This is a genomic window from Methyloceanibacter sp. wino2 (genome assembly GCF_003071365.1).
Classification (GTDB): Bacteria; Pseudomonadota; Alphaproteobacteria; order Rhizobiales; family Methyloligellaceae; genus Methyloceanibacter.
Genome location: NZ_CP028960.1, coordinates 1,706,308 through 1,721,070, shown reverse-complemented (window position 1 = coordinate 1,721,070; position 14,763 = coordinate 1,706,308). Strand labels below are relative to the sequence as shown.

15 protein-coding genes are annotated in these 14,763 nt (G+C 65.0%); 10 read left to right on the top strand and 5 right to left on the bottom strand.

Annotated elements, in window-relative coordinates:
* The first annotated feature begins 35 nt into the window (after positions 1-35).
* Positions 36-470, top strand: coding sequence for a hypothetical protein (locus tag DCY11_RS08005; protein WP_108682448.1), 435 nt, complete (start codon positions 36-38; stop codon positions 468-470).
* A 33-nt stretch (positions 471-503) separates the two neighbouring features.
* On the opposite strand, the gene DCY11_RS08000 is transcribed toward DCY11_RS08005, so the two are convergent.
* Entirely contained in the window at positions 504-725 is a 222-nt protein-coding gene (locus tag DCY11_RS08000) for a hypothetical protein (RefSeq protein ID WP_108682447.1), read from the bottom strand.
* A 224-nt stretch (positions 726-949) separates the two neighbouring features.
* Here DCY11_RS08000 and DCY11_RS07995 point away from each other — a divergent pair, with 224 nt between their 5' ends.
* From DCY11_RS07995 to DCY11_RS07985, 3 genes are all read left to right on the top strand, one after another.
* A complete protein-coding gene (locus tag DCY11_RS07995; RefSeq protein WP_108682446.1) occupies positions 950-1,774 on the top strand; it encodes a phosphatase PAP2 family protein in 825 nt (274 codons plus the stop codon).
* 153 nt (positions 1,775-1,927) lie between these two features.
* Positions 1,928-3,139 carry an argininosuccinate synthase gene (locus DCY11_RS07990; protein WP_108682445.1) on the top strand — a complete coding sequence of 404 codons (1,212 nt, stop codon included), beginning with the start codon at positions 1,928-1,930 and terminating at the stop codon, positions 3,137-3,139.
* 32 nt (positions 3,140-3,171) lie between these two features.
* Positions 3,172-4,242, top strand: a complete 1,071-nt coding sequence (locus DCY11_RS07985) for a nitronate monooxygenase family protein (RefSeq protein ID WP_108682444.1) — start codon at positions 3,172-3,174, stop codon at positions 4,240-4,242.
* Positions 4,243-4,287: 45 nt separating this feature from the next.
* Here the strand turns inward: DCY11_RS07985 and DCY11_RS07980 are convergent, their stop codons facing one another.
* Positions 4,288-5,370: a cupin domain-containing protein gene (locus tag DCY11_RS07980; protein ID WP_108682443.1), complete on the bottom strand. Its 1,083-nt coding sequence runs from the start codon at positions 5,368-5,370 to the stop codon at positions 4,288-4,290.
* Positions 5,371-5,600: 230 nt separating this feature from the next.
* On the opposite strand from DCY11_RS07980, the gene typA reads away from it, so the two are divergent.
* The 3 genes from typA (at position 5,601) to DCY11_RS07965 (ending at position 10,246) form a co-directional block, all read left to right on the top strand.
* Complete coding sequence (gene typA, locus DCY11_RS07975) at positions 5,601-7,430, top strand: translational GTPase TypA (RefSeq protein ID WP_108683737.1); 1,830 nt, start codon at positions 5,601-5,603, stop codon at positions 7,428-7,430.
* 120 nt (positions 7,431-7,550) lie between these two features.
* Complete coding sequence (locus tag DCY11_RS07970; RefSeq protein ID WP_108682442.1) at positions 7,551-8,057, top strand: GNAT family N-acetyltransferase; 507 nt, start codon at positions 7,551-7,553, stop codon at positions 8,055-8,057.
* A 110-nt stretch (positions 8,058-8,167) separates the two neighbouring features.
* On the top strand, positions 8,168-10,246 hold the full coding sequence (locus tag DCY11_RS07965) for a bifunctional diguanylate cyclase/phosphodiesterase (protein ID WP_108682441.1): 2,079 nt from the start codon (positions 8,168-8,170) through the stop codon (positions 10,244-10,246).
* A 30-nt stretch (positions 10,247-10,276) separates the two neighbouring features.
* Here the strand turns inward: DCY11_RS07965 and DCY11_RS07960 are convergent, their stop codons facing one another.
* Positions 10,277-10,846, bottom strand: coding sequence for a hypothetical protein (locus DCY11_RS07960; protein ID WP_108682440.1), 570 nt, complete (start codon positions 10,844-10,846; stop codon positions 10,277-10,279).
* Between the two features lie 162 nt (positions 10,847-11,008).
* Here DCY11_RS07960 and dapB point away from each other — a divergent pair, with 162 nt between their 5' ends.
* Both dapB and DCY11_RS07950 read left to right on the top strand, forming a co-directional pair.
* The gene (dapB, locus tag DCY11_RS07955; RefSeq protein WP_108683736.1) at positions 11,009-11,806 is read left to right on the top strand and encodes a 4-hydroxy-tetrahydrodipicolinate reductase; all 798 of its coding nucleotides are present in this window, start codon (positions 11,009-11,011) and stop codon (positions 11,804-11,806) included.
* A gap of 201 nt (positions 11,807-12,007) precedes the next feature.
* Positions 12,008-12,661: a 2,3-bisphosphoglycerate-dependent phosphoglycerate mutase gene (locus tag DCY11_RS07950; RefSeq protein ID WP_108682439.1), complete on the top strand. Its 654-nt coding sequence runs from the start codon at positions 12,008-12,010 to the stop codon at positions 12,659-12,661.
* 21 nt (positions 12,662-12,682) lie between these two features.
* Here the strand turns inward: DCY11_RS07950 and DCY11_RS07945 are convergent, their stop codons facing one another.
* Positions 12,683-13,189, bottom strand: coding sequence for a DUF2244 domain-containing protein (locus DCY11_RS07945; RefSeq protein ID WP_108682438.1), 507 nt, complete (start codon positions 13,187-13,189; stop codon positions 12,683-12,685).
* Positions 13,190-13,231: 42 nt separating this feature from the next.
* Between DCY11_RS07945 and nth the strand changes: the two genes are divergently transcribed.
* Positions 13,232-13,942: an endonuclease III gene (gene nth, locus DCY11_RS07940; RefSeq protein WP_245409312.1), complete on the top strand. Its 711-nt coding sequence runs from the start codon at positions 13,232-13,234 to the stop codon at positions 13,940-13,942.
* On the opposite strand, the gene DCY11_RS07935 is transcribed toward nth, so the two are convergent.
* Positions 13,939-14,667 carry a sulfate transporter family protein gene (locus DCY11_RS07935; RefSeq protein ID WP_108682437.1) on the bottom strand — a complete coding sequence of 243 codons (729 nt, stop codon included), beginning with the start codon at positions 14,665-14,667 and terminating at the stop codon, positions 13,939-13,941. The two genes, nth and DCY11_RS07935, sit on opposite strands and share 4 nt — an antisense overlap.
* Positions 14,668-14,763 lie beyond the last annotated feature (96 nt).

The following is a 14,763-nucleotide window of genomic DNA, read 5'->3' as shown; positions in this document are numbered from 1 at the left end:
CCATCTATAGTCGCGACCGGGGCGGGCGTCACGGAGTGGAGCATTTGGAAGACCGCACGATTGGGCATTTTGTTTGGCGCGGGATCGTCGTCGTCGTCTCGTTCTGCGTGGGCGTCGGCGTCGCGCTCGCCGTGCTGTTCGCGCTGGGATCGGTGTGGATGGGCGACGAGCTGCGCGCCATCGCGATCGAGGACCCGCAGTTCCGCGCCTTCGTGCTGCAAGACCCTGTCCTGCAGGATCCGCAAGTGCAACGCAGCGTGGCGATGGCGTTCGGCGCGGTCGTATTCATCGGAACCGTCGGCCCGCGCTCACCGCCCTGCCGGCCTTCGCCGCCGCCGTCATCGGGGAGGTCGCGCGCATCCGCTCGTGGATGTACTACGTGCTGGCCGGGGGCGCGGCGCTCGCCGCCATTCCGATCCTCGCCGGCGCAGCGGCCGACGCGCCCTCGCTGCCCGCGAGCGACTACATGACCATCTTCGCCACGGCGGGTTTTGCCGGCGGCTTTATTTACTGGCTTCTGGCAGGTCGCGGAGCTTGACCGGCGAACGCGCCTTTTCGTGGGCGAGGGCCACGAGCCAGGGCTCCGGCTTGAAGAGCGTCACGGTCTCGCGCCAGGACCGCTTGGCCTGGCTGCGGCGGCGACGCCATGCATAGCCGAATTCGCGAAGCAGAGCCGAGCGCGACTGGGTCGGCTTCTGGTCGGTATCGATCGTGTCTTTCGTCATCTACGCACTCCTTCGGACCCCCGAAGAATCAACTTGCTCCACTCTCCGTGGTTCCACCCGATTGCGCAACAATCATAAAATCGTCACGGTGGCACGGGTTTACGAGACCGCATGGCTGTTGTTGGCATTGTGCCTGGGCTGCGCCATAAAGCCTTGATTTTGGTCATGCGAACCCGCCGCCGGCACCCCCGCGGCGGCCGGTTCCCTCACGTTAGGAGATATGCGTGGCGCGCCGCTTGCTGCTCGCGACTCTGGCTTTCGGGCTGATCCTGGGTTTGATCTTCGCAATCTTCCCGGAGATCGACCTGTGGGCGGCGTCTCTGTTCTACGATCCGCAGACCGGCCGGTTCCCGATGGCGCGCGACGCGGACTGGGAGAGGGTCCGGAACCTCGCCTATTGGGTCCCCTATCTCCTCGTCGCCCCGTCGCTCTTCGTGCTGATCCGCAAGTTCGTGTTTCCGCGCACCAAGATGATCATCGCGCCGTCCGTGGCGCTGTTTCTCGTCGGCTCGTTCATCGCCGGGCCCGGCGTCCTCACCAATCTCGTTCTGAAAGACAATTGGGGGCGGCCGCGGCCCAACCAGGTGGAGCAGTTCGGCGGCAAGGACACGTTTGAGCCGTGGTGGCGCCCCGGTGGCGCGTGCCACCGCAATTGCTCCTTCGTGTCGGGCGAGGGGAGCCTCGCCTTCTGGACCGTTGCGCCGGCCATGCTGGCACCGCCAGCCGCCCGGCCCTTCACCGTGGGTGCCGCAGTGGTCTACGGCATCTCCGTCGGCGGGCTGCGCGTCACGTTCGGACGGCACTTTCTGAGTGACGTCCTCTTCGCCGGCGTGTTCACCGTCGGCATGGTCCTGCTGTTCTACTACCTGCTCCTGGCGCCGGGGCGCCGCAACGATGCAAAGCTGGAGGCGCAGCTCGACAGGATCGCCTTCGCCCTCCATCGCGGCATCGCCGCGCTTCTCGCCGGCATCGGCACGGGGCTCACGCGACTGGGGGCGGGCCTGCGCCATTCGGGCCAGGCATTGCTGCGGCGCGCCGACCCCGACTAGCGGCCCTATCCCTCTGCGCGGGGCCTCTCCCTTTCGGGCCTCTTGCGCGCGGGCGTGCCGCGCCTATAGTCCCGGCCAACGCTGCAATCGCGCCGTAAACGCGCGCCTCTCCAAGACTTCAGCAGGACTTCAAGACTTCGGCAGGACTTCGGAATGACTGATATCAAGAAGGTCGTGCTCGCCTATTCCGGCGGTCTCGACACCTCCATCATCCTCAAATGGCTCCAGGAAACCTACGGCTGCGAGGTCGTGACCTTCACGGCCGATCTCGGCCAGGGCGAGGAACTCGAGCCCGCCCGCAAGAAGGCGGAGATGCTGGGCATCAAGGAGATCTACATCGAGGATCTGCGCGAGGAGTTCGTACGCGACTATGTGTTCCCGATGTTCCGGGCGAACGCGCTCTACGAAGGTGTGTACCTGCTCGGCACCTCGATCGCGCGTCCGCTGATTGCCAAGCGGCAGATCGAGATCGCCAAGGAGACCGGGGCCGATGCGGTCTGTCACGGCGCCACCGGCAAGGGCAACGACCAGGTGCGCTTCGAGCTTGGCTATTACGCGCTCAACCCGGACATCAAGGTGATCGCACCCTGGCGCGACTGGGAGTTCAAGTCCCGGTCCGACCTCATCGAGTTCGCCGAGAAGCACCAGATCCCCGTGGCCAAGGACAAGCGCGGCGAGGCGCCCTTCTCGGTCGACGCCAATCTGCTGCACTCCTCCTCGGAAGGAAAAGTGCTTGAGGACCCCAACGTCGAGCCGCCGGCTTACGTCTTTCAGCGCACCGTCGCGCCGGAGGATGCACCGGACGAGCCCACCATCATCACCATCGGCTTCGAGAAGGGCGACCCCGTCTCGATCGACGGCATGGCCCTGTCGCCCGCAGCAGTCCTCACCAAGCTCAATCAGCTCGGCCACGACAACGGCATCGGGCGCGTCGACCTCGTCGAGAATCGCTTCGTCGGCATGAAGTCGCGCGGCATCTACGAGACGCCGGGCGGCACCATCCTGCTCGCGGCGCATCGGGCCATCGAGTCGCTCACCCTCGACCGCGAGGCCATGCACCTGAAGGACCAGCTCATGCCGCGCTACGCGGAGCTCGTCTATTACGGGTTCTGGTTCGCGCCGGAGCGCGAGATGCTGCAGGCGCTGATCGACAAGAGCCAGGAGCACGTGGAAGGCGAGGTCACGCTCAAGCTCTACAAGGGCAACGTCATCGTCATCGGCCGCCGCAGCGAGAAGTCGCTCTACTCCGATGAGATCGTCACTTTCGAGGACGACCAGGGCGCCTACGACCAGAAGGACGCCGAAGGCTTCATCAAGCTCAATGCGCTGCGGCTGCGCACGCTTCGCAAGCTGCAAGGGTCGTAGCGGCGCGGCCGCACCGGGAGGAGAAAGACGCCATGACCTGGCCTGACCGACGGCTTCTCGACCTGTTCGGCATCGACGTCCCGATTCTCGCCGCGCCCATGGCCAATTCGGCGGGGGTCGAGGTGGCGATTGAAGTTGCCCGGGAGGGCGGACTTGGCGCGCTTCCGTGCGCGGTGCTGAGCCCCGCTGAGATCGAAGCCGGGGTCGCCGCCTTCCGCGAAAAGACGGACGCGCCGCTCAACGCCAATTTTTTCTGCCATACGCCCGAGCCCGACGATCCGGAGCGCGACCGCGCCTGGCTCGCGCATCTCGCACCCTATTTCGAGGCCGCCGGGGTGGCGCCGCCGGATCTGCCGCTGCCGGCCGGGCATGCGCCGTTCGGTGAAGCCGAGTGCGCCGCAATCGAGTCCGCCAAACCGGAGATCGTCAGCTTTCATTTCGGCCTGCCTGCGGCGCCGCTTCTGGCGCGCGTCAAGGACACTGGCTGCAGGGTCATCTCCTCGGCGACCTCGCTCCGCGAAGCCCGATACCTCGCCGAGAACGGCGTCGACGCGATCATTGCCCAAGGTGCCGAGGCGGGCGGCCATCGCGCCATGTTTCTGGAGACCGACGTCTCCCGCCAGGTCGGGACGTTCGCGCTCGTTCGCAGTATCGCGGCGAACCTCGATCTGCCGGTGATCGCGGCGGGCGGCATCGCCGATGGGCAGGCAATCGCCGCGTGCTTTGCGTTGGGCGCCGCCGCCGTGCAGGTCGGCACGGCCTACCTTCTGACGGACGAGGCCTGGACGCCGCCGCTCCACCGCGCGGCGCTGACGGATCCGGCACGCGAAACCGCCATGACGAATGTGCTGACGGGACGCCCGGCGCGGGGCGTCGTCAATCGCTTCATGCGCGAACAGGGGCCGATGAACGCGGCCGCGCCGCGTTTCCCACGCGGACGCCCGGCGATCGCGCCGCTCCGCGCCAAAGCCGAGGCCGAAGGCTCAAGCGACTTCTCCCCGCTCTGGTCCGGCCAGGCCGCGACCCTGCCGGGTGCCATGGGCGCCGGCGCGCTGACGCGCTGGCTGGCCGACGGCGCACGCGCCGAGCTGTCCCAGGGATAGCCGCCGGACTTGGACCTACACTTCGGTCCGTAACCGCGCGCCGGCCTAGGACTCCTCCTCGGGCATGATGACCGCATCGCCGGGCATTCGTTCGAACACGCTCTCCTTCACGCCAAAATTCGTCGAGAGGAGAAGGTCGGGCGTTCCCGCCATCCAGGCGGTGATCGAGATCGACTCGTAGGTGCCGTTGTTGAGCACGACGAGCAGCTCGAGATCCTCGTCGCCCGTGTTCTCGATGTAGTGGCCGAAGCCTTGCGGGACGTAGCCCACGTCGCCGGCCGCGAACTCATCCGTGCGGGCGCGCCCGGCCGAGCCGAACACCGTCATGCGTCCCGTGCCGGTCAGATAGTACTGCCACTCGACCGCGTTCGGATGCCAATGCAGCTCGCGCATGCCGCCCGGCGCAATGGTCAGCAGCGCACCGGTCATCGTCGTCGAAATCGGGAACTCGATCTCCGAGGCGATCCGCATCTCGCCGCCCGGAAACGGCTCCGGCGCCTGGGCGAGAAGGCGATAGCGGTGGGTCAGCGGGGGCGCGTTGAGCGTGCCCGGCGCCGGGAACTCGTCCAGCGGCGGCGGCACGGGGCCCTTGGCGATATAGACTTCGTGATCGGGGAAGTTCGCGAAGGCCGATTCCGGTAGACCGAAATTCTTGGCCAGCACGTCGTGCGGCGTGTGCCCCAGCCAGTCTGTGATCGAGAAGGTGCCGAATTCCGAGAAGTAGCCGTTGTCGAATACGAGGATGAAGGTGCAGCCGTCGGCGAGCCCCTGGATCGAATGACCATGACCGCGCGGGAAGTACCAGACGTCGCCGGGTCCGAAATCGACGACCTCGGCCTGGTTCTCCGGATCGATGGTGGTGACCCGCGCATGGCCCTCGATCATGTAGGCCCACTCGGCGGCATTGGCGTGCCAGTGCAGCTCACGCACCGCGCCGGGCTCCAAGGTCATGTAGACGCCGGCAAGCGCCTCGGAGACCGGAAACTGACTGACATTGGCTTCCTTCGCGGTGCCGCCCGCGAACTGCTTCGCGCGCGCCTCGCCCAGCGCGTATCGGAACGACGGCAACTCCTTGCCGGCAAGAGCCTGTGGCGTCGGCCCATAGGGCGGCTCCGGGGTCTCGGACATCGGTGAACCTTCTGTGCTTGATCACAACAACCACGCCGGGAACCGACCCAACGGGCGGGCGAGTGTGCGGTATCGGCGCCCGCGCGCGCAACGGATATCGCGCCGCCGCGACGCACCTGTGACCGGCGCGCCCGCGCGCCATTGCGGTTGACGGCAAAATCCCTATATTGCGCCGCAATAACAGCCCGCTGGCGCATCCGCCCGCGCCTGGCCGAAAGACCTATCCAAACATGAAGCTACGCAACATCGCCATCATCGCGCATGTCGACCATGGCAAGACCACCCTCGTCGACCGCCTCCTCCAGCAGTCGGGCGCCGTGCGCAACAATCAGCGCGTCGACGAACGCGCCATGGACTCCAACGATCTGGAGAAGGAACGCGGGATCACCATCCTGGCGAAGGCCACCTCCATCGTCTGGGACGACACCCGCATCAACGTGGTCGACACACCGGGCCACGCCGATTTCGGCGGCGAGGTGGAGCGCATCCTCAACATGGTCGACGGCGCTCTCGTCCTGGTCGATGCGGCCGAGGGCCCCCTGCCTCAAACCAAGTTCGTCGTGTCCAAGGCGCTCAAGATGGGGCTTAAGCCCATCGTCGTGATCAACAAGGTCGACCGCCCCGATGCGCGGCCCGACGAGGTCCTGAACGAGATCTTCGATCTGTTCGCCGCGCTCGATGCCAACGACGAGCAGCTCGACTTCCCGGTCCTCTATGGGTCGGCGAAAGAAGGCTGGATGGCCGAAAGCCCCGAGGGGCCGAAGGACCAGGGCATGACGCCCCTGTTCGAACTGGTCTTGCGCCATGTGCCGGCGCCGGCCATCGAGGAGGGTCCCTTCCAACTGCTGGGAACGATCCTCGAGTCCAATCCTTATCTCGGGCGCATCGTCACCGGCCGCATCACCGCCGGCACGATCAAGCCCAACGAAATGGTCAAGGTGCTGGACCACGAAGGCAAGCTTGTCGAGCAGGGGCGCGTCTCCAAAGTGCTCGCCTTCCGCGGCCTCGAGCGCGCGGCGCTGGACGAGGCAAGCGCCGGCGACATCGTCTCCATTGCGGGCCTGCCCAACGCCACGGTCGCCCACACGATCTGTTCCCCGGAAATCGATGTGCCGCTCACGGCCCAGCCCATCGACCCGCCGACGCTCTCCATGACCTTCCGCGTCAATGATTCGCCGCTTGCCGGAACCGAGGGGTCGAAAGTCACCGGCCGCATGATTCGCGACCGGCTGCTGCAGGAAGCCGAAGGCAACGTGGCGCTGAAGGTCACCGAATCGGACGAGCGCGACTCGATGATCGTTGCCGGCCGCGGCGAGCTGCAGCTTGGGATTCTGATCGAGACCATGCGCCGCGAGGGCTTCGAGCTTTCCGTGTCCCGGCCGCGCGTCCTGTTCACCCGTGACGAAACCGGACAGCTCTTGGAGCCCATCGAAGAGGTCGTCATCGATCTCGACGAAGAGCACCAGGGCGCGGTCGTGCAAAAGCTGTCCGAACGAAAAGCCGATTTGATCGAGATGAAGCCGTCCGGCGGCGGGCGCGTGCGCCTGGTCTTCCATGCGCCGACACGCGGCCTGATCGGATATCAGAGCGAACTTCTGACGGACACGCGCGGCACCGGAATCATGAACCGCCTGTTCCACGGCTACGCACCGCATAAGGGCGCGATCCAGGGACGGCGCAACGGCGTCTTGATTTCCACCGACCAGGGCGAGGCTGTGGCCTATGCGCTGTTCAACCTGGAAGACCGCGGGCCGATGATGATCGAACCTGGTGCGCGGGTGTATCAGGGCATGATCGTCGGCGAGCACACGCGCGGCAACGACCTCGAAGTGAATGTCCTGAAGGGCAAGAAGCTGACGAATATCCGCACCACGTCCAAGGACGAAGCGGTACGGCTGACCCCGCCCATCCGCATGGTTCTGGAAAAGGCGTTGTCCTACATCCAGGACGACGAGTTGGTCGAGGTGACCCCCGATTCGATTCGTCTGCGCAAACAGCATCTCGATCCGAACGATCGCAAGAAGGCCGAGCGGCAGCGGGAAGCGGAAAACGCCGCCTAGACTGCGCCGTCCGCAGCACGGACGCACAACAGCACCGCGTCGGGGCTCGGGGCCATCGGAACAAGGGATAACCCAAACGGACCCTTTGCCCGATCGGAGCCGCTGAGCTAGGCTTGGTGCATGTCCGTCGATGTCGCTCAGGTGAGGCCGGCACGGCCAAAAGATGCAACCGCGCTTGCGACCGCTTACGAGGAAGCATGGCGCGGGGCCTATCAGGGCATTATTCCCCATCTCGATCTTGAACGAATGATCGCCCGCCGCGGCAAAGGCTGGTGGGAACGGGTGCTGCAGCGGCGCGCGTCCGTGCTCGTGCTCGACTTTGGCGGTCAGGTGGCGGGCTACGTCACCTTCGGGCGTTGCCGCGTCGGCCGCGGCCCCTTCCGCGGCGAGATCTTCGAGCTTTACCTCTGCCCCACCTATCAAGGGTTGGGACTCGGCACGAAGCTCTTTGAGGGCGCGCGACAGAAGCTCCAGGAATGGCGTCTCCCGGGCCTCCTGGTGTGGGCCCTCGCGGACAACGAAGCCGCGTGCGACTTCTACCTCAGGCTCGGCGGCAAGCCGCTTGCCGAGGGCACAGAGGACTTCAGCGGGACGAGCCTGCGCAAGATCGCATTCGCTTGGCGCTAGTTTTCATCTGCCGATTCAGCATCCATTAACTCTACCCATTCGGTCTGCCTTAACGACCTCGCCCATAGGGTCTTCTATTCGGGAAGGGACGGCAGGGAAGACAAGATAATATGGCAGAGTTCGACAAGCGCGACCGATGGATCATGCTCGGTCTTGTTGCGCTGGGGCTTTTCACCGTGATGGCGGCCGTTCTGTCAGGCGGATCGGCAATCAACTACGCGCTCGAGGTCGAGGCCAGCAACGCGGCGCACGCCTGGGGCGCCAAGGCCGACAAGCGCATTCGCGGCGCCCTGGATGGGTCGGACGCTCTGCCTGAGGGAGAGGCTCTACACATTCTCGATGCGGCAGCGCTGCGGCGGCACTTGACGCAGGACTCGGATCCGGCGGGCAGCATGCCGACGATTTCGGTCAATGAGAGCCATCGCAAGTTCGCCGACCGTCTTCGCTGGCTCACGGGCGGACTGCTTGCCGCCGATCCCGGACGCTCCGGCGAGGATGCCGTCAGCAAGATGGAAGGCTTTGCCGTGCTCAGCCCGAGAGGCGAGCCCATGGCTGTCGGCGGTCCGCTCGCGCCGGACGTCCTTACACGCACGCTCCAGACCGACCAGAACCGAGCCGCCATCGCCGACGCGGTTGCGCTGAAAGAGATCACGGTCGCCTCGTTGCCGGGACAAGATCGAAAGAGCCTCGCTATCGTTCCCGTGATCCACAACGGCAACGTGGCCTATCTCTATGCGTTCGAATTCGACCAGAGCGCGGCGGCTTCCCTCACGAACCTCGCCCTTGTCGTCGTGACCGTGACCACGGGCCTTCTGATCATCATGGGATTCTCGGTTCCGGCCGCCATCGCTTCGCGGCGCATTCGCGAACGTTGGCAGGCCGAGGACAAGATCCGCTACCTCGCCATGCACGATTCCCTGACCGGGCTGCCTAATCGGCTGCAGTTCCGCTACCACCTGGAACAGGCGGTCGCCCGCGCCAAGCGGCATGACACCAAGATTGCCGTCTTCGGCCTGGACTTGGACCGGTTCAAGAACGTCAACGACACCCTTGGCCACGCGACCGGCGACGCCTTGCTGGAAGAGGTGTCCGCCCGGCTGGTCGAGACCCTTCGCGACAGCGACATCGTCGGACGGATGGGCGGCGATGAGTTCGCCGTCGTCGCCGAGAACATCACGGTTCCGGAAGACGCCATGACCTTGGCCCAGCGCATCTGCGATGCGCTCGGAGCGCCGTATCGGGTCAACGGCCACGAGATCACCACCTCCGCCAGCGTCGGCATCGCCCTCGGGCCGATCGCCAATCAGCCGGTGGAAATCTTGATGAAGAATGCCGACTTGGCGCTCTACCGCGCCAAGCAGGACGGCCGCAATACGTTCCGCTTCTTCGAACCGGCCATGGACGCCGCGCTTCAGAGACGCCGCCGTCTGGAGCATGACCTGCGCAACGCCATCCGCAAGAACCAGCTCTATCTCGACTATCAGCCGCAGTTTGGTCTCAGCGAAGGCCAGCTCACCGGCTACGAGGCGCTCGTGCGCTGGTGGCACCCGACCGAGGGCGAAATCCCGCCGTCGACATTCGTGCCGATTGCCGAGGAGACGGGCCTCATCGTGCCTCTCGGCGAGTGGATCCTGAAGACCGCCTGCACGTACGCCTTGGGATGGCCGAGCGACACCAAGCTCGCCGTCAACCTGTCGCCCGCCCAGTTCAAGACACAAGATGTCTTCGAGCTCGTACGACGCGTGCTCGTGGAGACGGGCCTGGAGCCGGAACGCCTCGAGCTCGAGATCACGGAAAGCACCATCCTGCAAAATACCGACAAGGTCATCGACACGCTCAGCCGGCTGGACCAGCTTGGCGTTTCCATTGCGATGGACGACTTCGGCACCGGCTATTCGAGCCTGTCCTACCTGACCCGTTTCCCGGTCAAGAAGATCAAGATCGACCGATCCTTCATCGATACGCTCGGTACGAACCCGCAGACGAGTGCGATCGTCTCCAGCATTGTCGGCCTCGGCCAATCCTTGCATGTGACGATTACCGCCGAGGGTGTCGAAACCGAAGGGCAGGCGGCCATGCTGAAGCGCTGGGGCTGCGATCAGGTCCAGGGTTACTATTTCGGCCGGCCCGAGGCCGAGGTGCCCGCCAACCCGCTCGAAGACGAGCCGCTCGACCGCAACGTCGCGTAACCTGTTGAAGCGAATCGCTGCGACCGGTCGTCAGTCGACCGGTTGACCGCCCGCGCCGTATGTCCGCGGTCGATCTCGTTCGCATGAGAACCGACCCGCGTCCTTGTCAGCGATTTCGCGGGCCAGCTTGTTCGCGTCCGGGTTCTCTTCCGCGCGCACATAGGCGACATGGCAGGCGTTGGTGTTGCCGAGCTTGGTGACGACCAGGGTCGACCCTCCGCCGAGGCCGTCCGAGTCCCAATGGTACCGAAGGATCGTGGCGAACGGCTTCCCGGCCTCGACCCGCCACTCCAGCGTCTCTCCGATCGTGTTGAACATCGGGAGGGTCTGCCCCGCGGCGGTCTGATCCTTAGCGTGGGGGCCATAGGACACGAACATGCGCAGGTCGCCCTCCGCGACCCGGGCGGCCATCCCGCCATATCCCTTGCACCGAAAGACCGCCCCGTGTTCGGCAAACGCGGGCGGTGTGACGTTGTCGCATTTGTCGAGAACGAGCGGCGTATAGGCGCTTTCGGCCGCAACGGCGGACGGCACCGTGGCAAGGACCACGCCGCAGCTCCCGAGAGCGGTCGCAATGGTCCCGATCAACCGTCCACTCATGTCCGACAGCCCCCCTACTTTGGTCCTGTGACATTCCAACCTTGCCAGACTTGTGACAAGCGCCTGGTCGTCATACAACGGCACCGCACAATTTTTTGCCGTCGGCCGTCCTACCATGGCGGCACCACGAGAGCACCGAGGGCGCCACACACGATGAGTGACATGAGGATCGCGGTTCTCGGTGCTGCCGGGCGCATGGGCCAGGCCCTGACCCGGGCCCTGCACGCGACCCCGGGCTGCGAGATCGCCGGCGGCCTCGAGACGGCGGGTTCACCGGCCATCGGCTGCGATATCGGCGAGATCGCCGGCCTCGATCCCATCGGCGTTCCCATCACCGACGACCCCCATGCGCTCTTCGCCCATGTGGAAGGCGTTCTCGACTTCACTCTGCCCCATGCCACGACGGAGTTGGTGGCGCTCTCGGCCCAGGCACGAATCGTCCACGTCATCGGCACGACCGGGTTCAGCGATGAGCAACTCGCACGGATCGACGCGGCCGCCCGGCACGCTACCATCGTGAAGGCCGGCAATATGAGCATGGGTGTCAATCTCATGACCGCGCTGACGAAGCGCGTCGCCGAGATTCTGGGACCCGAGTTCGATATCGAAATTCTGGAGATGCACCATCGCCACAAGCGCGATGCGCCGTCCGGTACGGCGCTGATGCTGGGCGAGGCGGCCGCAGAGGGGCGGGCGGTTGCGCTGGCGGACAAGGCGGTCCGGACCCGCGACGGCGAGACGGGCCCGCGCGCCGAAGGCGACATCGGCTTCGCGACCCTCCGGGGCGGCGACGTCGTCGGCGAGCACAGCGTGATCTTCGCCGGTCCCGGCGAGCGTTTCGAGCTGACACATATTGCATCCGACCGCGGAATTTTTGCCCGCGGCGCGGTTCGCGCGGCCCTTTGGGCCCGGGGACGGCCGCCGGGGCTCTACTCGATGGCGGATGTGCTTGGACTGTAACAACGCAGTGATAGTTCGGTTGGGGACATCCGATGGCAGAGCTAAGGCCTTGTTATCCTTGCAGCCAAAAAGTCACCCCATTGGTCGATAATAGTGACCATGGCTCTTAACCATGCGGACCTATAATCGCCGCCAAGAAGAGGCGTCCACGGCGTCAAAGGGCCAGTTGAGCAGACGATGACAGGGCGGTATTCAGGGGACATGCTTCAAAAGACGAGCGATCGACCGCAGGGCTCAGACAATGTTCTTGTTTTGGTCCGGCACGGCCAAAGCGAGTGGAACCGCCTGAACATGTTCACGGGCTGGAAGGATGTCGGCCTCAGCGAGGAAGGCGTCTCCGAAGCCCACCGGGCCGGTCAACGGCTCAAGGACGAGGGCTTGGTCTTCGACAGCGCCTTCGCCTCCACGCTGAAGCGGGCCCACAACACGCTCGACATCATTCTCGGCGAAGTGGGTCAGGGCAAACTCCCCATCATCAAGGCTGCCGCGCTCAACGAGCGCGACTATGGCGACCTGGTCGGGATCAACAAGGAAGAGGCGCGCAAGCGCTTCGGCGCCGAGAAGGTTCAGATCTGGCAGCGCTCCTACGACGTCGCGCCGCCGGGCGGCGAATCCCTGAAGGATACGGCGGCGCGGGTCTGCCCCTTCTTCGACCGTTGGATCGTCCCGGAGCTCCAGTCCGGCAAGAACGTGATTGTGGTCGCGCACGGCAACTCCCTGCGCTCACTGATCATGGAGCTGGATAAGCTCACGCCGGAAGAGGTGCAGCACTACTCCCTGGCGACCGCCACACCGGTGATCTATCGGGTCAAGGCGGACGGGACCCTCGCCGAGAAGCGCAGCCTCGCCGCGTAGGGCTCAAACCAGCCTGCTTCGTCAGACAGCAGGCGCGCAGCCCTCGCGCAGTGCCGCCTTCAGCGCATCCGCAAAATCTTCCCGTTCCGGATCGGTCAGAAAAGCGCCGAACACGAGGCGTTTGCCGTGGCTTGCAAGTGACAGTTCCGACGAGAGCCCGACGCGCTCGTCGACCCGGACCCGAACCCAATAGGGGTTGAACCGCCAGGACTGCTCCTTCCCATCGGGCGCGACACGCGTCACCGTCAGCGCCTCGTCGTCGAGCGCCACAGTCTCGTAGACCCGCAAGGCCCGGAAGTTGAGTCGGAACGCCACGTAGACGAGCAGCACGTCGAGGCCCATGAAACCGATGATGGGCCAGGCCCCCATGAGGAAGAACATCAGCCCGGTGCCGAAAGAAACCGTACTGATGGCGGCCATGAAGATCACAAAGCCCTTCGGCCCCAGAGATCGGTGCGGGGTCAGGACCGCACGAAATCGGGGCTCGCTGTCATCGGGGCCTTGCGGCAGGGTCGGCGTGTCTGTCATAGCGTTCACAATAATACAGCCGGGAAGGGTGGCACAACGCAAGTGGCGGTTGGATCGAGAAAGGGTGAAGCGCCGAAACGGCGCCCGGCGCGTCGGCGCTCGGGCACCAAGCTGACCCGCGCCCAGATCGCCGAAATGTTCGCGCGCTTCGAGGCTCTCGATCCCGATCCGCAGACGGAACTGAACTATCGCGATCCGTTCACGCTCCTCGTCGCGGTGGTGCTGTCCGCCCAGGCGACCGACACTTCCGTGAACCGCTGCACACCGGCTCTCTTCGAGATCGCCGACACACCGGAGAAGATGGCCGCGCTTGTCGAAGAAGACGTCAGTGATCGGATCAAAACGATCGGTCTGTTCCGCAACAAGGCCAAGAACGTGATCGCGCTGTCGAAGAAGATCGTCACCGAGCACGGCGGCAAGGTGCCTGAGTGCCGCGAGGATCTGGAGGCGCTGCCGGGGGTGGGGCGCAAGACCGCGAATGTCATTCTGAACGTCGCATTCGGCCAGCCCACCATCGCCATCGACACGCATATCTTCCGGGTCTCCAACCGCACCGGCCTCGCACCCGGAAAGACACCGCTGCAGGTCGAGGAGACTCTCGAGCGCGTGATCCCTAACGAATACAAGCTACACGCCCATCATTGGCTGATCCTGCACGGACGCTATGTGTGCAAGGCACGCAAACCTGAATGCTGGCGCTGCCACATCAGCGATCTATGCGCCTTCAAGCAGAAGGTCGAGGCGCCGGCTTAGGTGCGCGTCGATTGCGCAATGGGCGCTCGTGCCGCTCCACGCTGTCCGGGCCCTGGCAGTCCAGGCTTTGTCTTGGCAGCGATGCGCTTCCACATGCGCACCATGAAACCTGTCGCAAAAAGCGGTGTGATTAGGTTGAGGATCGGCACGGACGCCACGGCCGCAATCACCAGCCCGCACAACAACACGGTCGTAGTGTTGGCCTTGCGGATGCGCTTCGCCTCGCGCTCACTTACATGCCGCATGGCGGCGAGCTCAAAATACTCCCGGCCGAGCAGGTAGCCGTTGCCCACATAGAACGCGATCAGGTTGACGCCCGGCACCAGCAACAGCAGCAGCGCGACGAGGTTGACCAGGAGCACAATGAAGAAGAAGCGGATCGCGAGCCAGATCGAGCGCGCGATCGGCAGCTCGCGCCCGGGCGGATCGGCGGGGAACCCCTGTTGCTCGACCACGGCGGCGATGTCGTCGAGATAGAGGCCCGCGATCAGCGACGTCACCGGCGGTATGAGGAAGATCGAGGCCGCGACCAGTGCGAGACCGCCGAGAACCTGAACGGATGTCTCGATCCAGTCCGGCCACGCGACGAAGTAAGCAAACGACCACTGGATCGCGATGAACAGCCCGGCCAGCAAGGCGAGCGTAAAGGCCACGCACTTCACCATGACCGAGCGGAATGGCGGCGAGAAGAGTTCCCCAAAGGCTTGACGTGCTGCGCTAAGCATGACTTGTCCTGCGTCTGTCTGCTGGAGGAATATAGTGATGGAAGATCGCGACGCCAGCAGCCGTACCTGAACCGAAAAAAGCTGAACCGGGAGACT